The following is a 19,620-nucleotide window of genomic DNA, read 5'->3' as shown; positions in this document are numbered from 1 at the left end:
CGGCCCACGCGATCCGTCCCCGTCAATCCCGCCACGCCGAGCGTCAGTTGGCCCAGACGACCGGGCTGTCGCTGTACGTGTCGCCCTCGTCGAACTGGGCGGCCGTGACCGGCGCGCTCTTCGTGGCGGTGAGCGAGCAGGTCTCGTACGACGCGCCCTTGGTGGTGAATTCGCGGGGCGCGCTCTCCCTGTCGCACTTGCCGGGGATGTCGCCGATCAGCACGACGCCCGTGCCCGCGCCTCCTTCGAGCACACCGTCCAGCTTCAGCGACGCGTACGACAGGTCGGTGCCGCCGACGTTCTCCACCTTCATCTTGATGAAGTAGGGCGTCATCCCCTTCGCCTTGTCACCGAAGGCGGCCATATCGGCCTCGGCGCCCTTCTCGATCGCCGTGACGGTCACGGCGATGGTGCCCTTCTTGTCACTCGTGTACGCGAACGGCAGGACGGCCCTGTCGCCGACCTCGAGCTCCGTGCCCGGGGCGGCGACGTCCCCCTCGCCCCCGGCCGGAGCGTCGTCGCCGTCTCCGCTGTCGGCGGCCGGGCTCTCGCTGTCCGCCTCACTGTCCGGCTCGGACGGGGACGGGGCCGGGGCCGACGCCGCCGGTGAGTCCGTCGCCGCGGGCTCCCCGTCGTCGTCGCTGCAGGCCGAGAGCCCGAGTCCCAGGGCGACCACAGCGGCCGCGGACACGATACGTCGCTTGTGCACTACTGCTACCTCACTGATCAGGAGAACGGTTCCGTCGTTGAGGCGCAGGGTGGCACGGTGCGGAATACGGCTGGTACACGTCCGGGGTGACGCCGGAAGCACCGAAACCACGTGCGTGCGGTGCCGCGCGGTGCGGTGCCGTGCCGTGCCATGGGGCTCAGCGGATCCTGCCCCGCACGACGGCCGCCTCGTCGGCCAGTCGCCCCGCGGTGGTGGCGTCGCCCGCCGCGTCCCGCAGCCGGGCGAGCTTCTCCAGTACGCCCGCGAGCAGGTACGGGTAGTCGATTCCGCGGGCCACCTCGACCGCGCGTTCTCCCCGGCCGATCGCGGCCGGCAGATCACGGGGTCCGTGCAGGCGGGCATCGAGCAGGTCGATGAGGACACGGGTCTCGAACATGGGGTCATGGAGTGCGTGCGCGATCTCGACGCCTTCGAGGAGACGGCGGCGCGCCTCGGCGTACTCGCCCCGGGCCAGGTGGAGGCAGCCCCAGGCATGGGCGGTGTAGAACGTGCCGGACGACCCGATGTTCCGGGCGCACGCGGCCAGTTCGGTGAACGACGCCTCGGCCTCCGCGGGCCGGCCGAGTGCGAGCTGTGCCTGGCCGAGCCAGTAGGTGTCCCGCGCGATCAGGGTCCGGATCCGGCCCGCCACACGGTCAGCGGACCCAGTACCCCGAAGTCCACAGCTCCTGCCCCCACCGTCGACGGCCACTGTAACGGCCACTGTCCGCGACCGGCCCGACGGAGCCGCAGGGTGGGGCGGGCCGGGCCGTCCTGGGGTGGGGCTGATGCTCGGGGATCCGCACCCGCCAGTAGAGTTCGATGCTTGTTCGATTCGATGCGAGGTGGGGGGACGGATGGTGGGCACACAACTGAGGGACACCGCACAGAAGTTGGCGGCGGTGTTGTGGCGGGAGCACACCGTGTACCGGGAACGGTCCGGGGGGATGGTCATCCGGGGCGAGCACGTACGGCGGTGGATCAGCCTTGCTCCGGCGGGCGGCCGGGACGAGATTCTCGTACGCGCGGGTCGCATCCTGGACGGCGGCACCACCGCTCCGGCGCGTTCGGAGGCCGTGGTGCCCCTCTCCGCCGGTACGAGCGTGCTCGCCGCGACCTGTCGGCGCCTGCTGGCCGACGCGGCGGCCGACGCGTCGCGGCCCGCTCCGGACCGGGCGGACACGGGGCGGACCCGGCGGTCGCGGCGGCCCCGCAGGTCCGCGCGGCGGAACGGCAGGCGAAGGCACACCGGTTTCAGCTCATGGGTGATCCTGGTGTGCGTCGCCGGCGTGATCGCGCTGTTCGCGTACACGTCCGCGATGAACGGGTGACGCGGGGCGTCGGCAAGGAGCTACCCGGGCCGGGGCCGCACCGGTGATTGTCAGTACCCACTGGCAGGATCCCGTGCCATGACCGCACCGATCAGTGAGTCGTGGACGCGCATCGAGAACTGGCTGGCCGAGCACGCGCCGACGACCTACGCGGCGCTGCTGCCGCCCGCCGATCCGGCGGATATCGCCGCGACCGAACGGGACATCGGCCACCCGCTCCCGAGGCCCCTGGTGACGTCATTACTGCGGCACGACGGCCTCCGCGACCAGGGAGGGGAACTGCTGCCGGGGTTCTACAGGCCGATCGGCGCACGCCGGATCGCGGACGAGTGGCGGCGCCTCACCTACTACTACGACAGGCGCACGGCGGAGGAGATCGGGGACGACGAGGTGGACTTCGACTTCATGAGCGGGGGGTCCAGCAGCGTTCTCTACGGACATCCTCGGTTGATCCCCATCGCACGGGACGTGAGCGGGGGCTACCTCGTGCTGGACCAGCGCCCGGAGATCGACCGGGGGCGTATCCATCAAGCCGAGGCCGTGGAGGGCGTCAGGCGTGGATCCCATGAGGTGTGGGCGTCCCTGCCCGTGCTCATGGAGACCGTGGCCGCGTCGCTGGAGACCGGCCGGCCCGTCGAACACTTCAGGCCCGAGGTGGACGAGCAACAGCGGCTGCGGTGGGACGTCATACCGCTGCCCGACGGCCGGGCCGTGGGGGACCGGGCTGTGCGTCAGCCATGACGAGGGCGCCCGCCGCGGGCCGACGACGTCAGTGAGCAGCGCGTGTCAGGGCTTGGCGTTCCGCTCCGCCGACCACACGGCGGACCGGTGAGCCACGGGACCGTCGAGGCGGAGCGCCCCCGCCGTCCAGACGGCCCAGAGCAGTTCCTGGCATCCGAAGAAGGATTCCCCCCAGCTGTCCACCCAGAGGTGGACGCGGGACGGCCCGGCCTGTGTGGCGTCCCACCACTCCCAGCCCCGGGAGCTCTCGTCGGGAGCGAAACGGTGCAGCCAGTCGTGGAGCTCCCACGGCCGGCCGCCCCCGGTGTGCCTCACGTACCCGTCGCGGCCGGCCCGTGCGAACTGCGGGGCGGCCCGCTCCTCGCTCCCGGGACTCACAGCGGCGAACCAGTCCGGAACACCGTCGGCCGGGAGGTTCTCCTGCTCGAAATCCGCGGCCCGGCCCAGCCGCACCGCGGCTGAGAGCGCCGACCGCAGGCGTCGTCCGTACTCCGCCGCGCCCCCGGAGACGTCAACGGCGAAAAGGGAGAGAACGGGCGGCGCGGCAGAGGCACTCGGGCGGTCCCGCAGGCGTCGGAGTTCGGCGGCCAGGCTGTCGGTGGTGTGCGTCATACGAGGAAGTACACCCTGCCCGGGCAACTCGACAACTTGGCTACTTGGCTACTCGGCTACGGGCGGCAGCGGCCCGGAAAGACGGTCCGAACCCGCGCGGCGACGCGGGCGAGGCCAGCGCGGGCGGGGGCGGCGTCGGGATCGCATCCGTGCCGCGGGGTCAGGCCCTGAATCAGGCCGCAGGGTCAGGCCCTCGCCCAGGGAGCGGAGTCGAGGGCGGAGTCCTGCGCCCGCACCAGCCCGTCGCCGATAGAGGTGCGGTAGTAGAGCACGGACCGCCCCGCACGGCGCCGGCCGACCAGCCCGGCATCCAGGAGCACCTTGAAGTGGCGTCCCACCGAACCGAGGCCCTGGCCCGTCATCGCCACCAGGTGCGTCGTGCTCATCGGGCTGTCCAGGAGCATCAGAACGCTCGCCCGCCCGGCACCGAGCAGCCTGGCCAGTGCCTCCGGAGCGGCGGTTCGCTCCTGCTCCGCCAGCGTGCCCGAGCAGGGGTACACCACGGCGTTGCGGTGGACCGCGCCGCGGGAGTCCGGGCGGTCCGTGGAGATCCACCCCCTGCGCGCCGTGACCGGCACGAACAGCAGCTGTGCGCCCATGAGTTGCCGGGGCGGGAAGGCGCGAGTGTTGATCTGCAGCCGGTTGCTGCCCAGCCATCGCATCTCCGGGTGCATGCCGTCCAGAGCCGCTGCCCAGCCCTGTTGGCTCAACTGGCGTGTACGCGCGACCACATCGGCCTCGATGACGCGCCGTCGTCGCGACCAGTCGGGCGCAACGGTCTCCCGCCACACCCACTCCAGCAGGTCGGCGATGCGCTCCGGCAGATCGGCGCGCAGCAACGGGCCCGGCAGCGGACCCCGGTGGGCGATCTCCAGGTCGGTGCGTGCGGTGTCGGCCGGCGTCTCACGGATCCGCGCCAACTCGTCATGGAACTCCGCACCGCCCTGCGTTTCACCCTCCCGGAACGGCACCGGCGTCACGAAGTCGGCGATCCACCGATACCTGCCCAGGGCGACACGTACCAGCAGGGCGGTGACCGGATCGGCGGTCAGCCGCTCACGGTAGGCGGGTCCGTGTCTGTCCAGCCAGCGGCGCTCGGCGGTGTGCGCGGGGGTTTCCCTCTCCAGGGCGATCAGGCTCGCGATCGTCTCGCAGAGGGGCGATACGACGAACCGGCTGCTCGCGACCGTATCCGCGTTGACTTCCCAGCAGCCCAATGGTTTCGCCTCCCCGCGAAACATTACCTCCGTGCCGGAACGCGTGCCGACACTCCGGCCATGCGCACCTACCAGGAGCTTTTCAGGACTCCGGAGTTCTCCCCGCTGCTCTCGGCCACCGCCGCGCACGTGGCGGCACAGACGATCAGCAGAACGGCCATCGGCACCCTCGTCCACGACGCGACGGGCTCACCGTTCCTCACCGCCCTCAGTATGTTCGGCCCGTTGCTGGCGCAGATCATCGGTGCGACCTTCCTGCTGTCGGCGACGGACCGTCTGCCGCCGCGCGCCGCCACCACCGGCCTGGCACTCTTCTTCGCGACGGCCACCACCGCCCTGGCCCTGCCCGGCCTGTCCATCGCGACGATCTTCGCGATCCTGGCGGTGCAGGGCATGCTCGGCTCGGTCGGCGGCGGGGTGCGCTACGGACTGCTCACCGAGATCGTCCCCGCGGAGGGCTACCGGCTCGGCCGTTCGGTGCTCAACATGAGCGCGGGAACCCTGCAGATCTTCGGGTACGCCGTCGGCGCCGTGCTCGTCAACGTCCTGACGCCTCGCGGGGCCCTGCTGGCAGGCGCCGCGCTCTTCGTCGTGGCCGCGTCCGTCGCCCGCATCGGTCTCACGAGCCGGCCGCCGCGCGCGCAGGGGCGTCCGTCCGTGCGGGACACCTGGCGGGGCAACGCCCGCCTGTGGGCGTCGAAGCCGCGGCGCCGCGTCTACCTGGCGCTGTGGGTGCCCAACGGTCTCGTCGTCGGCTGCGAGTCGCTCTTCGTCTCCCACGCCCCCCACCACGCGGGGCTCCTGTTCGCCTCCGCCGGGGTGGGCATGCTGGCGGGAGACACGTTGACGGGTCGCTTCCTGCCCCCGCGGTGGCGCGACAGACTCGGTGCGCCACCTCTGCTGTTGCTGCTGCTCGCCGCCCCCTACCTGATCTTCGTCCTGCACCCGGCGCTGCCCGTGGCCCTCGCCGCCGTGACCCTCGCCTCGGTCGGCTTCTCCGCCAACCTGCTGCTTCAGGAACGCCTGATGACCATGGTCCCGGGCGAGCTGAGGGGACACGCCTTCGGACTGCACCACTCGGGGATGTTCACCATGCAGGGCGTCGCGGCGGCGACCGCCGGCGGCCTCGCGCAGTTCACGTCGCCGGCGACCGCCATGACCGTGATGGCCGCCGCCTCCGTCGCCGTCACCCTCGCTCTCACGCCCGGGCTCCGGCACGCTGGGCCGCCGGCCGGGGCTGTGCCGGCCGAGCACGTGCCCTCCGAAGACGCACCGACCGGGGTCGGCGCCGACCGCGGAACGCGGCATCCGGCCACGGAATAGGGGACGCCTCAGGCTGAGCAGCGGGCGTCGTCGGAATGCAGGCGGCGCGGGGCGGCGGAGAGCACGAAACCGCTACGTCCGCCGGGCCCGGGTCGGCGAACTGCGGAACCGTTGCCGTGCCGGCCCGGCAGACAGACCCTGCCCCTGATCACTCCGCCTCCCGCAGCAGTCCGATCACGGCGTTCTTCAGCTCGTCGCCCGACAGGTCGTCGGGCCCCTTGAATCGCTCGTCGATGGAGTAGTCCTCCAGCAGTGAGAAGACATGGTCGAGGTGGGTCTCCAACGGACCGCGGACCCGTTCGCCCCGCCGCTGCGAGCGCCGTCTCGCGTCCAGCCAACCGACAGCGAAATCCGCAGCCGTGCACCGTCCTGCTGCGAAGTCGCCCATGAACGCCAACTGCTGGGCCGTGGCGGTACCTACAGGAACGTCCCCCGGGCTCTTCCAGACGAAGTGCGCGGGGCGGAACGCCCGCACCGTCGCCTCCAGATCGGGCCATTGCCGTGCCGCGACGCGTGCATACCGGGCGAATCGGGCCCGGCCTTGGTCAACTCCTTCCGGAGCGGCCCCCGCGAGGAACACCGACGTACCGGCGACCAGTGCGAAGCCGGGCCGGGCGAAGAGGATCGCTCCCTCCAGGCTCGCGGTGATGAGCAGCAGGGGCGGAGGCAGCGTGAGAAGGCGGGGGTCGGCCGGCGGTAGACGGTCTGCCGCGGAAGCTGCCCCGCCGTCCGGACGCACGAGCAGTACGGCGTCGACGCCCGCTGTTCGGCACCCCCCGGCGATACGCCTGGCGAGGGAGGCGTCGGTGTGGCTGCCTGCCGGAACCGGGACGATCCTCTTGTCCCCCGCCGAGAGCCAGTGTTCGCTGTAGCGCCACTGCCCGTCGGGGGCGAGCGCATCGGTCACGACCATGCCGAGCAGTCCTCCACGGAGATCTCCGCGACAGCCGCATCCTGTACATCCTCCAGTGCCGGGATGTAGGGGCGAACGTCGGGAAGCGGAGTGCAGAAGGTGACGTTAGAGGTGAGGAGACCCGGGTCGGCATCGGCATCGATGTCGGCATCCGCATCGTTGTCGATATCGGCGAAGGAGAGGAAGACGTACGCCCTCACTTCGGCGTCACCGAACTCCTCCTGTGCCGTCCGAAGGCAGGCACACACGTAAGCCATGCACCTCCGGACGAGGCGGGGCGTGCGTTCGTGCGGAGGGGCCGGGAGGTCGTAGTCGGTCATCCCCCTCCCATTGCTCGTAGTCTCCTCCGCGAGCCGGTCGAAGTAAGGGCCGGGTATCTCCGGACGGAGCGCGGTCAGCACGCGCCCACCGGAGGCCGTGACGGACCACCCGCGTTCCACCACTTCACGGAACACAGGCGGGATATCCCGATCGCTCAGGCCGGTGAGACCCGCCGTCCGCAGGATGTCCCGCATCACAGGATTGCTTCGCATGTGCCCCCCTCCCCGATGGCGACGACGTTAATGTGAGGTCTGCGAGAGCGCCCCACGGTCACAGACCGTCAGGAGTACCGTCAATGGCCGGCCCGCAGCCGTCAGGAAGGCGGGCGGCGATCAACTCGTATGCCTCTTCGACGGTGTCGACCTCGCCGAGCATGGTTTTGCCAGACTCCCGACGTACTCGGTACCCACCCTCGACCAGCGGGTAGGCCGTACCGACATCTCTTGTCCAGGGCCACTGGGTACACCGGCTCAGGTACAGGACGCCGTGGCTGACCATGGGCCAGAGTTCGCGCAGCGACGGATGCTGGTAAGCAGCTCGGGGAACGGCCGGATTGATGAGGTCCGTGCCGTAGGACAGGATATCGGACCACTCTGCTGCCACGACCTCAGCCGCGCTTCGGCCCTTTTCGTTGCTCGCCATGGATTTCGTTACCTCACGTGTGCCGGGAGGTGTCCGCTCAGCTGGTCACGGATGGGGCCCGGGTGCCCGCATCCGTGGGCTGCTTCGCAATCCTGTCCCTCACCAAGTGCGGCGCGCACCTTTCAAGCAGCCTCGTTCCACGCCAACCTAGAGTGCTCACGGCAGGGGCGGTCAAGATGGCTGCCTCTGTGGTTACAGATCGTTAGCCGATCCGTCGATGGCTGGGCCGCAGCCTTCTGGAAGGTTCGCGGCGATCAACGTCACTGCCTCCTCCACCGTCTCGGGCTCCCCGAGAACCGTGCCGTCGGACTGGCGGACGACCATGAACCCGCCCCCGGCGCGTGGGAACAGGCTGCCCACGTCGTGCGGCCGCGGGTGGCGAATGCATCGGCTGAGGTACAGGGCGCCGTGGCTGACGGTCGGACACAGTTCCCGCAGGCGAGGGTTTGCGTAGGCCGCCCGGGGCATGGCGGGATCGATCAGGCCGTCCTCGGAGTCGAGGATGTCCTTCCACTCAGTCGCGACGATCTCCGCAGCCCGCGCGAGAGCTTCATCATTTGTCATTAGTCAGTCCATTACTTTCGGGGCTTAGGGGGTTGTATCTCGGGGATGTCCGGCTTCGGGACTTCCTTGATCTCCTCATTGCCTGAGTACCACCGTATTTCCTCCCACGGGCGGCCGATCGGTTCGTCATCGTCGAACATCAAGCTCGACTCGTACATGCGCACGTTGCGTGCGACGACGCTCATCTCCCAGGCCGTCCCCAATCCGTCACTCGGCCAGTTCTGGGGTGCGGTGCCGAACGGCTGCCCGTTCCGGACAGCGGTTTGGAAGGCGTCCACGATGGTCTCCGGGGTGTTCCAGTTGCCGTACTCGCCTCTACTGTTGGGCATTCCGTCGAGCGTGATGGACAAGGTGGTGTCGCGATCTCCCACTGCGGCCATGACGTTCGTCATCCAGATCGGCCCGCTTGCCTCGACCCCGGCGTAGTCCGACCCGTTGTAGGTGTGGGCCCCCGGATCACCGTTGGCGCGGAGATGTGCTGCGAGAGAATTCGAGTCGTCGACCAGTTCACGAGGTGTGCCGATGAGGTCGGTGATGATCGCGAAGAAGCGGCTGTCGACTTCCGCCTGGTCCACGAGCCTGCGTTCCACCTGGGTCACCGGCTTCACGCCGTCGTGGTCCCAGGTGAGGGCGACGGAATCCGGGGAGCCCGTCGTGGACGTGGTCTGTTCGCAGAGGGTGTCGCCGTCCCAGGTGAAGGTCACCTCCTCGACCACCGTCGCCTCGTCCTCGGCCAGGCGTTGCTTGGCCGAGCGCCGTCCCAGGGCGTCGTAGAGGTAGCGCCAGCGCGTACCGTCCGGGGTGGTGACCAAGACCAGGCGGTCCTCCGCGTCCCAGTCGTAGTGCCAGGTCTCGGGCTTGCGGGAGAGGCGTGCCTTCTGGCGCAGGATCACCCGGCCTTGGGCGTCGTGCTCGTACCGGACCCGGCCTGCACGGGTGATGCGCGTTCCGGTGTACTCGCGCGGACCGGAGGCGTCGCCCGCACCGGGCCAGGAGGCACTGGTCTGGTTCCCGGCCTCGTCGTACGCGTACCGCTCCGACCAGTTCTCCGCCGTGACACCGGTGACCCGACCGGCACCGGAGACCTCCAGCCGCTTGCGGCCTCCCGTCAGCTCCTCGGCCGAAGCGAGATGGCCGTCGGGACGATACGTGTACGTGCGGCGCTGGAGGACCCGGTCACCGGTCGTCCGGACGAGCTGGTCGGTCAAGCGCCCGGCCGGGTCGTACGCGAGGTCGACGGTCAGCGCGTCACCGATCCGGCGGGCGGTCTCGCGACCCGTCTCGTCGAATTGGAAGCCCAGCCGGTGGCCGGAGGCGGTCAGCTCGGCGGTGCGACCGGCCGGAAAGGACCAGGTGCTGACGGCACCGGACGGGGTGCCGCGACGGGTGCGCCGCCCGGTCTCGTCGTAGGTGTTGACCAGTTCGCGCCCGTCGCATACCTCCCGGAGGACCCTGCCCGAGCTGTCGCGTACGTACGACAGCTCGCTGTCCGGACCCGTCGCCGAGGCGAGGCGTCCGTGGATGTCGTAGGCAAAGCGCGTGACGCTCCCGACGGCGTCCTTGGCGGTGACCCGGCCCGCGAGGTCGCGTTCGTAGCGGACCGTCTGGCCGAGTCCGTTCGTACGGGAGACGAGTTGGCCGCAGGAGTCGTGGGAGTAGCGGAGGGTGCAGCCGTCATAGTCGGTCTCCGCGTTGGTGCGGCCTGCCGCGTCGTAGGTGTAGTCCAGGTCAGATCCTTGGGGTTGGTGACCCGGGTGAGGAATGCGAGCTGGACGACTATCAGGTCCGCCGCTACCCGGCTGGCACCGCCGCATGACCCTGGCATTGCCGGGCCACGCCTGCCTCACCGTCCTGCGAGCCCGCGAGATCGTCTCCGGGAGAGCAGAAGCGGATCACCCGGGCTCATCCCTCTCAGCCTCCCCGAGCCAAGCCGCCTGATCAACCGCCTCACCCACCGCCGCCCGGCGTCCGTCGACCAGGTCCTGCATTGGTCCCACTGGCAACGCAGACGCCAACACCAAGCCCGCGTCAGCCACTACAAACGACGCGGCCACACACCACCCGAACCTGCCCAACCGTCACGACGACAACGTTGCAGCAGTTTCCTCAGCAAGGATCGGTGCCCCTCGTCGACCCTGGTGACCAAGGGGCCGTCCGCTGCCCGGGTGGCCCGGAAACCATGGTGTCGTCGGGCACGTCGATCCAGCGGGCGCGGACATGGTAAGCCCGCGGCCGGTGCGGGGCGCGGTAGAGGAAGCCCCTGGGCGCAGGGCCCGGCGTCCGTCCTCGGAGCCTAATCGCTTTGCGCCATGCGGCGTTGAAGTGGCGTGAACAGATATTGCCCGTCCCGCCATGCCATGCGCACTGTGGAAGCGCGGGAGCGCTCCCACGCCCTTGACCCTGCCGGGTTTCCCGGCCCCCCCACCGAAGGAAGAGATCATGAATTGTCATGTACGCAACACTCGAACGTGGCGCACTCTAACGCTCGTCCTGAGCACCGTGGCAGCGGTGCTTCTCAGCATGACCACCTGGAGCGGCACAGCCATGGCTCACGGGTCGGTCGTCGACCCGGCATCACGCGCCTACGACTGCTGGCAGCGCTGGGGCAGCGACTTCCAGAACCCGGCCATGGCACAGCAGGACCCGATGTGCTGGCAGGCGTGGCAGGCCAACCCGAACGCCATGTGGAACTGGAACGGCCTGTACCGCAACGGCTCCGCTGGCGACTTCCAGGCGGTCATACCGGACGGACAGCTGTGCAGCGGCGGTCGGACCGAGGGCGGTCGCTACAACGCGCTGGACACCGTGGGCGCATGGAAGACCACGAACATCACCGATGACTTCACCGTCAAGCTGTACGACCAGGCCAGCCACGGCGCGGACTACTTCAAGGTCTACGTCAGCCGACAAGGCTTCGACCCAACCACCCAGGCGCTGCGCTGGAGTGACCTCGAACTGGTCGCGCAGACCGGCCGGTACGGGCCCAGCCAGAACTATTCGATCCCCGTGAGCACGTCCGGCTACACCGGTCACCACGTCGTCTACACGATCTGGCAGGCATCGCACATGGACCAGACGTATTTCCTGTGCAGCGATGTGAACTTCGACTGACCTCACCGCTCACCGGGTGATCCCGCCGGACGCCACACACCCGGCGGGTCTCCCGCGTCCCGACGCCCTTTCGCGTACCGACGCCACCGCCGTGCAAGCGTCCTCGACTCCGGAGCCGACATGTCGCGACACCGCTGGACCGGGCAGCTCCTGCTGGCCCTCCTGTTGACCCCCCTCACCGCGTTGCCCGTCGCCGCCCAGTCCCTCGCGGCGGCCCCTCCCGCGACGGTTACCGCCACGCCGGCCGACGCGGCGACGAACTCCTCGTCCGTCCCCCTTCCATCGCTCCGCGCGACGACCACCCAGGTCGCCTACGGACTGAGGCGGCCGACCGCCGTCGTCGCTCCCGATGACGGCACGGAGCGCTTGTTCATCACCGAGAAGTCCGGAACCGTACGGGCCTACCACCCCCGTACCGGCCTGGCCCCGGAGCCGCTCATCGACATCACCTCGGCCGTGGACGAATCGGGCAACGAGCGCGGCCTGCTCGGCATCGCCGTTCCGCCCGACTTCGCCGACAGCCGTAGCGTGTACCTGGCGTACACGGCACTGCCCGACGGTGCGGTCACCGTCGCCCGTTACCGGCTCGACGACTCCCGCCTGGAGGTCCTGCTCTCCCAGCCGCACGCCGAGTTCAGCAACCACAACGGCGGCCAGCTGGCGTTCGGCCCGGACGGTCACCTGTACTGGAGCATCGGTGACGGCGGCGGTTCCGCGGACCCCCTCCGTGCCGGGCAGCGACTGGACACCCTGCTGGGCAAGATCGTGCGCATCGACGTGAGCCGCAGTTGCGGCCGGCTCCCCTACTGCGTGCCCGAAGACAACCCCTTCGTGGACACCCCCGGCGCCCGCGACGAGATCTGGCTGTACGGTTTGCGCAACCCGTGGCGATTCTCCTTCGACAGCGTCGACGGCTCGATGTGGATCGGCGACGTCGGCCAGGGCCGGTGGGAGGAGGTCGATCACATCAGGCCCGGACAGGGAGGTCTGAACCTCGGCTGGTCCTGCTACGAGGGACTGGAGAAGTTCGCCGGCGGCGACTGCGACGCCGGCGAAACGTACACCGCGCCGGTTTTCACCTACTCCCCTTACACCGGTGGCTGTTCGGTCATCGGCGGTCACGTGTACCGGGGCCAGAACCACGCCGACCTCGTAGGCGGCACGTACATCGCCACCGACTACTGCTCCTCCACCGTCTGGGCGCTGCGCCCCGATGGCGATGGCGGCTATGAGCAGGCCGAGATTGGGGAGATGCCCACCCAGGTGACGGCGATCGGTACGACCGTCGACGGGGAGCTCTACGCGGTCAACGACCTGCCAGGCGGCCTGCACCGCGTGTCCTTCGCCCAGGAGGAACCCACCTGCCGAGTGCAGCCCACCGTGCGGGCATGGGGCACCGGTACGACTGTCGACCTGACGGTCACCAACACCGGCAGCACTCCGGTGAACGGCTGGACACTGAAGCTTCCGCTGGCCCTCGGACAGACCGTGACCTCCGACTGGAACACCGACCTCACCCAGGGAAGCAACACGATCACGGCCGCCAACACCTCGCACAACGCCACGATCGCTCCCGGCGCGAGCATCACCCTCGGCTATCTCGCCGCCCATACCGGCGACTCATCACCACCGCCGCGCTTCACGCTGAACGGGGGCGCCTGCGCGGTCGGCCGCTGAGATCAGCTGCTGCGGCCGGTTCTCGTCAGCGCGGTCCTGGAGGATCATGAGCGACTCGGCTTCGAGGCCAGGGACCCGCTCCGGGGCCACGCTGAAGGACACGATGGTCCGCGCGGGGCAGTCGACCGAACGGGCCTCGCTGATCTACCAGGACTCCGACACCGACCGGCAGCGTGAGGTGGCCGCCGGCCTCGACCAGCTTGCTCGGGCACGGCGCAGGGCGGCGGGAATCGCAGGCATGACACGGATGTGGCGCGCGACGCCTAGACAGGCCCAGACAACAAACAAGGCCCGGGTCGATGACCTGGGCCTCAGCCGTGGAGCGGGTGACGAGAATCGAACTCGCGCTCTGAGCTTGGGAATCAGCGGTTCTTGGGCCGTTGAAGGGGCTCTTACCTGCAACTTCGTGCTGGAAGAGGTGTATGGCTACGGTCTCTGGGAACCGCACCTGACCGCTGTTGTCCGCTCTGCTGGGCACGGATGGGGCACGTCGACGGCGGGTCTTCAGTCTGAGGTCCTGTGCCGGAGCGGTGACCGGAAACGGAACAGAGGCCACCTATGCTGCAGACGTTCCGGTGGCGCAGACGTCAGGCCCAGAAGGCTTCGGTGACGACGTTCTGCGGCTCGGCGTGGCGCCGCATGAAGGTGTAGATGAGCCAGCCGCGTCCGCCGGCCAGGTCCACGGTGTGGGGGCCGCCAGGCTTGTAGGGGCCAGAGGCCAAAGCGACCCCCTGTGGGAAGGCGCTGCGATCACAGGTCGTCCGCAGTACCGACTACGGCGGGTCCGCAGTTGTCAGGGAGATTGGCTGCGATCAACTCGTAGGCCTCTTCGACAGTGGCGGCCACACCGATGAGGGTCCTATCGGACTCACGGCGCACTCGGTAGCCGCCCGCGCTTTGAGGGAAAGCCGTTCCCACATCACGTGACCACGGGTACTGGGTACACCGGCTCAGGTACAGGACGCCGTGGCTGACCATAGGCCAGAGCACTCGCAGGGACGCGTGGCTGTAGGCAGTTCTGGGAACGACCGGATCGATACGATCCGTACCGTAGGACAGAACAACAGACCAAGCCGCAGCAACGACTTCAGCATCGCTCCGGGAGGCTTCATTACTCGTCATGGGGTACCTACCTCAAGTGTTCTGGAAGATTTGCCAGGTTCGGCTTGACCTCAGGAATGTCCGGCTTGGGCACGCTGACCTCCTTGTAAGCTCCGTCGTCTCCGTCACGGGTGTACCAATGGATCTCTTCCCATGGCCGGCCTGGGCGTTCGCCATCAGGATCGCCCCACGCGGCGGCTCCATCGTAGTTGCGCACGGCGTAAGCTACTTCGCTCATTTCCCAGGCAGTTCCATCACCTTGGCCCGGATAGTTATCCTCATGCGAGGTATTGAACTGGGAACCGTGCTGCGCTGCCCTTTGGAAGGCGTCCACGATGTCCGCCGGCTCGCTCCAGTTTCCTTTCTCGCCCCTACTGTTGGGCATTCCGTCCAGGGTGATTGACAGGGTGGTGGCGCGGTCTCCTACGGCGCCCATCACATTCGTCATCCATACCGGGCCTCCCGCCTCGTCGGCGGAGTAGTCCGGGCCGTTGTAGGTGTGTGCTCCCGGATCGCGGCCACGGGTCGGATCGTGGCCGGAGTCCGAGAGGTCGTTGCGAAGGTACTTGGCCAGCGAATCCGACGCCACGTCCGGCTCGATGGCTACCCCCAGCACCACACTGTGCCGGTGTTCCCCACCTCTGTGGGGGCAGCCTGCCAGTCCCAGAGGGTCGGTCCACCGGGTCGGGTTGTCGACGTAGGTGACCGCGTTCGGGGCTGGTACCAGACCGAGTGGGTCCGGGGAGAGGTAGCGGCCCGATTCGGGGTCGAAGTACTGGCCGGGGAAGCGCAGGGGCGTGTACGCGTCGGCGTCGCGGTTCCATGACGTGGCTCCCCACAGGGCGGAACGGGTGCGCCACGCCACCTCGCCCTGTTCGTCGACCAGTTCACGAGGTGTGCCGATGAGGTCGGTGATGATCGCGAAGAAGCGGCTGTCGACTTCCGCCTGGTCCACGAGCCTGCGTTCCACCTGGGTCACCGGCTTCACGCCGTCGTGGTCCCAGGTGAGGGCGACGGAATCCGGGGAGCCCGTCGTGGACGTGGTCTGTTCGCAGAGGGTGTCGCCGTCCCAGGTGAAGGTCACCTCCTCGACCACCGTCGCCTCGTCCTCGGCCAGGCGTTGCTTGGCCGAGCGCCGTCCCAGAGCGTCGTAGAGGTAGCGCCAGCGCGTACCGTCCGGCGTGGTGACCGAGACGAGGCGGTCCTCCGCGTCCCAGTCGTAGTGCCAGGTCTCGGGCTTGCGGGAGAGACGGGTCTTCTGGCGCAGGATCACCCGGCCTTGGGCGTCGTGCTCGTACCGGACCCGGCCTGCACGGGTGATGCGCGTTCCGGTGTACTCGCGCGGACCGGAGGCGTCGCCCGCACCGGGCCAGGAGGCACTGGTCTGGTTCCCGGCCTCGTCGTACGCGTACCGCTCCGACCAGTTCTCGGCGGTGACGCCCGTAACCCGGCCCGCCTGGTTCACCTCCAGCCGCTTGCGGCCGCCGGTCAACTCGTCGACCGAGGTGAGGTGGCCGTCGGCGCGGTAGGTGTACGAGCGACGCTGGAGGAGCCGGTCGTCGGCTGTGTGGACGCGCTGGTCGGTCAGACGGCCCGCGAGGTCGTAGGTATGCTCGATGGTCAGAGCGTCGCCGATCCGGCGGCTCGTCTCGCGGCCTGTTTCGTCGAAGGCGAAGACCACCTGATGGCCCGAGGCGTTCAGTTCCGCCTCCCGGCCGGCCGGGAAGGACCAGGTGCTCACTGCCCCGGACGGGGTGATCCGACGGAGGCGGCGCCCGGTCTCGTCATAGGTGTTGCTCAGTTGGCGGCCGTCACAGGTCTCGCGGAGAATCCTGCCCGAGCTGTCTCGTAGGTAAGTCAGCTCGGTATCCGGCCCCGCCGCCGAGGCGAGACGGCCGTGGATGTCGTAGGTGAAGTGCGTGACCGCGCCGTCCGCGCCCTTGGCGGTGACGCGGCCCGCCGTGTCGCGCTCGTAGCGGACTGTCTGCCCCGCAGCGTTCGTGCGGGAGGTGAGCTGCCCGCAGGTGTCGTGTGTGTAGCGGAGCGAGCGGCCGTCGAAGTCGGTTTCCGAGCTGAGGCGGCCTGCCGGATCGTAGGTGTAGTCCCAGGTCAGGCCTTGAGGGCTGGTGACACGGGAGACGCGGAGCTCGGTGTCGTGCGTGAACTCCTGGCGTACCCCGTCGGGCGTGGTGCGGGCGGAGACCAGATCGAAGTGGGTGTACTCGAAGTGGGTCTCGCCGCCCGCCGCGTCGGTGTGCAGGAGGCAGTTGCCCTCGCCGTCGTAGGTCCAATTCTGCTGTGCGCCGTCCGGGTCCGTACGCCGGGCGAGCTTGCCTTCGACGGTCCACTCCAGCTCGGTGGTGTGACCCTGTGCATCGGTGATCGTTATCGCGCGTCCGAAGGCGTCACGGGCATAGCGGGTGACCGCGCCGCGTGGGCCGCGGATGGCCAGGGGAAGGCCGGCAGCGTCGCAGCGCAGCCGGTCCAGCGCGCCCAAGGAGTCGTCGACGCCGGTGAGGTGGCCGTTCGGGCCGTGGGTGAGGCGAGTGGTGGACCCGTCCGGCCGGGTGAAGACCGTCGGGTTGCCCCGGTCGTCGTACTCCTGGCGTGAGGTGGCGCCGTCCGGGCCGGTGACGGCGGTGAGCTGGTTCAGCTCGGTGTACTCGACCGTGGCCGAGCTGCCGTCGGGGTGCTCGACGCGGGTGAGGTTTCCATGGTCGTCGTAGGTGTATGCCGTAGTACGACCGAGGGGATCGGTCCGGGACAGGAGCCGGTCGTACCGGTCGAAGCTGCGGTAGGTGACGCCGCCCAGCGCATCGCTCTCCGCGACGGCCTGGAGCCGGTCGTTGAACTGGTGGACCTTGGTCGCGCCGAGCGAGTCCGTGTACCGGGTGGCGCGGTCGCCCGTCTCCGGATGGACGTCGTAGGCGAACGTCGACGACAGATAGCCGTCCGGGCCGACCGTGCGGATCACGCGGCCGGCATCGTCGTACACATAGCGGAACGTGGAGTCGTTACGGTCGGTCCACGAGGTGATGCGGTCGTCCGGGTCGTACGTGAAACGCAGTGGCAGCCCGGACGAGTTGATGACGGCGTCGAGGTTGCCGAGGGGGTCGTAGCCGTAGCGCATGACGGTGACGGGACCGCCCGGCGTACGCAAGGACAGCTCACGTACGCGGGAGTCCTCGACGGCCAGAGCGACCCGGTAGCCCCCGGAGTGGACGACGGCGGTCGGACTCCCGTCGCCGAGGCGGGCGAAGTCGATCCGATTGAGGTTGCGGTCCTCGATCTCCCTGAGCCAGTAGGCGGGGGACGCGTTGTACGGGCCGCCGCGGAATGAGCGCGTCAGACCGGTACGGGGATCGGTGACGAGATAGGTGGTTTCGCCGTTGCTCTGGCCTCCGTGCCGCAGGGGCAGCCGTGGGCCTTCCACGGGGAGTACCCCGTCGTCGTCCTCGGCCAGTGGCAGCCGCGGATAGACGAGGAGCGAACCGTCCTCCCGGGACCACACCGCGCCCCCGCCGAGCGGGTCCAGCTCGATCCGCTCGTCCAGCGTGGAGGCCCAGCTGCGCCCGAACCACTGGCCGTAGCGATAGCCGGAGAGATGAGTCCGGCGTAGGACCAGGGGAAGGACTCCAGGCAGGGCCAGATCGGTCTGCGGCAGGGTCATCTCTCCGGTGGCGACGTCCACCGGGTCGTTCTCGCAGGTCTTCTTCTCCAGCGAGATGGCGTTACGGCGCGGCTCGTCCTTGGCGTTCTTCAGCGCGTCGGCCTTGGTGCGGGCGGAGCTCCGGGGCGCATCGGGGCGCGGGCCGTCTTCCTTGTCGCCCTTACGTACCTTCACGCCCTTGGACATCATCTCCTTGATGTCCAGTTCGATCTTCTTCTGGTTCTCGGAGATCTCCTTGACCGCTTTGGGGAGTGTCTTGCCGAAGTGGTCGCCCATGGCCTTGTTGGCCTTGCCGAGCGCCTTCATGGCCTTGTCGATCACGGGGTCCAGGGCGCCGGCGATGTCGTCCTTGCCTCGACTTCGTCCATGATGCGTCCTGGCCTTGGACAACTTCCCCGCCGTCTTGCCGTGAACGTCGACGCTGACCAGGTTCAGCTTCGTGCCGGCGCGGGTGTGCTCCGCGTGCTCGATGTGCACGCCCTTGCCGGGCGCGGGGCCGGGGCCGTCGGCCGAGGCGAGCTGGAGGGAATCCTTGGCCCCCGCCACTCCTTCGTTGAAGCCCTCCTTGCCCGACTGGCCGACCTGGTTCATGTCGACGCCGTCCTGAAGGCCGAGCGCGTTGGCACCGACCTGTACGGCGAGATCCGCGGCCATGTTCTCCAGCGCGGCGACGGCCGGCTCGGTCAGGGCGGAGACGATGTAACCGACGACCTCTTCCATGCACTCCTTGATGATCCGGCGGATGGCCTGCTGGGCGACCGCGATGGCTGCCCCGCCGATGAGCATGGACAGCCCGCCGGTCACCGGTATCAACGCCATGGAGATGCCCGCCTTGCCGGCGAGCACGCCCAGGTGGACGATTGCCGCGTACTTCATGGCCTCGATCGCCGTGGCCGCGTTGTCCAGCGCGCCGGCGATCGTGCGAGCGCCACTGGCCAGGTCCCTCACGTGCTTGTTCTTGACCTTGCCCCAGTGACCGTTGAGCGCGTCGAGGGCTTCACCGCTGCCGGAGGACAGCAGACGTTGCACGTGCTGGTTGGCAAGGTGACCGTCGTCCTCGACATCGTCGGCGAACTCCCGGAGAGCGTCGGCCATGTCCCGGTACGCGTCTTCGTCGACGTTCGGCCAGTTGATCCCGATGAGGTCGAGCATGGTGTCGGCCCAATCGGGCACGGTTACGGCCACAGTGCGAAGTCCCCCCGTACAAAGCTGCGTTCACTGAATGCAGGTGCGAACAGGATCTCATTCCTGGGCCGTGATACCAAGATCGTTTAAATGAGGCGTGCGTGGGCGGGCAGGCAGCTGCGAGGTGAAACTGTTGACGTCTGGCGCCCGGTTTCTCGCGGCGGGGCGAGGCGTCGAGGCGACGGAAGGGAGGCCCGTACGCCTGAGGGGGCGTCCCGGCGGAGGCCGGGTGCCGGAGGGGCGCGGCCGCTGGCTGGCCGGTCCGTACTGAGGGTGCGCCACCTGGTCCGGATCTGGTGCGCGACGCCTGGAATGGTCCAGACAACAAACAAGGCCCGGGTCGATGACCTGGGCCTCAGTCGTGGAGCGGGTGACGAGAATCGAACCCGCGCTCTGAGCTTGGGAATCAGCGGTTCTTTGACCACCGAAGAGGTTCTGACCTGCGCTTTCCCGTGAGACGGCTTAGATGACCGAGGTCTGTGGAAGCCGCACCTGACCGTTGT

Annotated in this window: 17 protein-coding genes and 2 pseudogenes; 7 read left to right on the top strand and 12 right to left on the bottom strand. The window is 68.9% G+C overall.

Translation table 11 applies throughout. From position 1 onward, the window contains the following. Window positions 1-43 precede the first annotated feature (43 nt). A complete protein-coding gene (locus tag N7925_RS16800) occupies window positions 44-709 on the bottom strand; it encodes a hypothetical protein (protein ID WP_274344324.1) in 666 nt (221 codons plus the stop codon). Window positions 710-866: 157 nt separating this feature from the next. Then, entirely contained in the window at window positions 867-1,361 is a 495-nt protein-coding gene (locus N7925_RS16795; protein WP_274344323.1) for a hypothetical protein, read from the bottom strand. 205 nt (window positions 1,362-1,566) lie between these two features. Between N7925_RS16795 and N7925_RS16790 the strand changes: the two genes are divergently transcribed. Both N7925_RS16790 and N7925_RS16785 read left to right on the top strand, forming a co-directional pair. Further along, window positions 1,567-2,040 (top strand): hypothetical protein, encoded by a 474-nt coding sequence (locus N7925_RS16790; protein ID WP_274344322.1) that lies wholly within the window; start codon window positions 1,567-1,569, stop codon window positions 2,038-2,040. 78 nt (window positions 2,041-2,118) lie between these two features. Next, window positions 2,119-2,781, top strand: coding sequence for an SMI1/KNR4 family protein (locus N7925_RS16785; protein WP_274344321.1), 663 nt, complete (start codon window positions 2,119-2,121; stop codon window positions 2,779-2,781). 45 nt (window positions 2,782-2,826) lie between these two features. Here the strand turns inward: N7925_RS16785 and N7925_RS16780 are convergent, their stop codons facing one another. Together N7925_RS16780 and N7925_RS16775 are read right to left on the bottom strand one after the other, a co-directional pair. Then, complete coding sequence (locus N7925_RS16780; RefSeq protein ID WP_274344320.1) at window positions 2,827-3,393, bottom strand: hypothetical protein; 567 nt, start codon at window positions 3,391-3,393, stop codon at window positions 2,827-2,829. A 185-nt stretch (window positions 3,394-3,578) separates the two neighbouring features. Continuing rightward, window positions 3,579-4,610: an ArsR/SmtB family transcription factor gene (locus N7925_RS16775; protein ID WP_274344319.1), complete on the bottom strand. Its 1,032-nt coding sequence runs from the start codon at window positions 4,608-4,610 to the stop codon at window positions 3,579-3,581. A 60-nt stretch (window positions 4,611-4,670) separates the two neighbouring features. On the opposite strand from N7925_RS16775, the gene N7925_RS16770 reads away from it, so the two are divergent. Beyond that, window positions 4,671-5,933 carry an MFS transporter gene (locus tag N7925_RS16770; protein ID WP_265600411.1) on the top strand — a complete coding sequence of 421 codons (1,263 nt, stop codon included), beginning with the start codon at window positions 4,671-4,673 and terminating at the stop codon, window positions 5,931-5,933. A 148-nt stretch (window positions 5,934-6,081) separates the two neighbouring features. On the opposite strand, the gene N7925_RS16765 is transcribed toward N7925_RS16770, so the two are convergent. From N7925_RS16765 to N7925_RS36185, 5 genes are all read right to left on the bottom strand, one after another. After that, complete coding sequence (locus tag N7925_RS16765) at window positions 6,082-6,846, bottom strand: hypothetical protein (RefSeq protein ID WP_274344318.1); 765 nt, start codon at window positions 6,844-6,846, stop codon at window positions 6,082-6,084. Further along, complete coding sequence (locus N7925_RS16760; RefSeq protein WP_274344317.1) at window positions 6,837-7,361, bottom strand: hypothetical protein; 525 nt, start codon at window positions 7,359-7,361, stop codon at window positions 6,837-6,839. Before N7925_RS16760 ends, N7925_RS16765 begins: the two co-directional genes overlap by 10 nt. Window positions 7,362-7,437: 76 nt before the next feature. After that, entirely contained in the window at window positions 7,438-7,809 is a 372-nt protein-coding gene (locus N7925_RS16755) for a DUF6193 family natural product biosynthesis protein (protein ID WP_265600408.1), read from the bottom strand. 192 nt (window positions 7,810-8,001) lie between these two features. After that, window positions 8,002-8,373, bottom strand: a complete 372-nt coding sequence (locus N7925_RS16750; protein WP_274344316.1) for a DUF6193 family natural product biosynthesis protein — start codon at window positions 8,371-8,373, stop codon at window positions 8,002-8,004. 11 nt (window positions 8,374-8,384) lie between these two features. Beyond that, on the bottom strand, window positions 8,385-8,948 hold the full coding sequence (locus N7925_RS36185) for a polymorphic toxin type 27 domain-containing protein (protein ID WP_443032347.1): 564 nt from the start codon (window positions 8,946-8,948) through the stop codon (window positions 8,385-8,387). Between the two features lie 1,181 nt (window positions 8,949-10,129). Between N7925_RS36185 and N7925_RS16740 the strand changes: the two are divergent. The 4 genes and pseudogenes from N7925_RS16740 to N7925_RS16725 all read left to right on the top strand — a co-directional run. Further along, window positions 10,130-10,311: pseudogene (locus tag N7925_RS16740) on the top strand (IS701 family transposase); the annotation flags it as partial. 501 nt (window positions 10,312-10,812) lie between these two features. Then, on the top strand, window positions 10,813-11,484 hold the full coding sequence (locus N7925_RS16735) for a lytic polysaccharide monooxygenase auxiliary activity family 9 protein (RefSeq protein WP_265600406.1): 672 nt from the start codon (window positions 10,813-10,815) through the stop codon (window positions 11,482-11,484). Between the two features lie 120 nt (window positions 11,485-11,604). Next, a complete protein-coding gene (locus N7925_RS16730; RefSeq protein WP_274344315.1) occupies window positions 11,605-13,161 on the top strand; it encodes a PQQ-dependent sugar dehydrogenase in 1,557 nt (518 codons plus the stop codon). Between the two features lie 73 nt (window positions 13,162-13,234). Then, window positions 13,235-13,428, top strand: a pseudogene (locus N7925_RS16725) (tyrosine-type recombinase/integrase); the annotation flags it as partial. A 320-nt stretch (window positions 13,429-13,748) separates the two neighbouring features. Here N7925_RS16725 and N7925_RS16720 read toward each other — a convergent pair. The 3 genes from N7925_RS16720 to N7925_RS16710 are packed head-to-tail and all read right to left on the bottom strand — an operon-like array spanning window position 13,749 to window position 19,105. Further along, complete coding sequence (locus N7925_RS16720; protein WP_274344314.1) at window positions 13,749-13,883, bottom strand: hypothetical protein; 135 nt, start codon at window positions 13,881-13,883, stop codon at window positions 13,749-13,751. A gap of 28 nt (window positions 13,884-13,911) precedes the next feature. Further along, window positions 13,912-14,283 (bottom strand): DUF6193 family natural product biosynthesis protein, encoded by a 372-nt coding sequence (locus N7925_RS16715; RefSeq protein WP_265600395.1) that lies wholly within the window; start codon window positions 14,281-14,283, stop codon window positions 13,912-13,914. A gap of 7 nt (window positions 14,284-14,290) precedes the next feature. After that, on the bottom strand, window positions 14,291-19,105 hold the full coding sequence (locus tag N7925_RS16710) for a DUF6531 domain-containing protein (RefSeq protein WP_274344313.1): 4,815 nt from the start codon (window positions 19,103-19,105) through the stop codon (window positions 14,291-14,293). Between the last annotated feature and the right edge of the window lie 515 nt (window positions 19,106-19,620).

It is taken from the genome of Streptomyces sp. CA-278952, assembly GCF_028747205.1.
In the GTDB taxonomy this organism is placed as follows: domain Bacteria; phylum Actinomycetota; class Actinomycetes; order Streptomycetales; family Streptomycetaceae; genus Streptomyces.
This window is presented reverse-complemented; position numbering and strand designations above follow the sequence as displayed.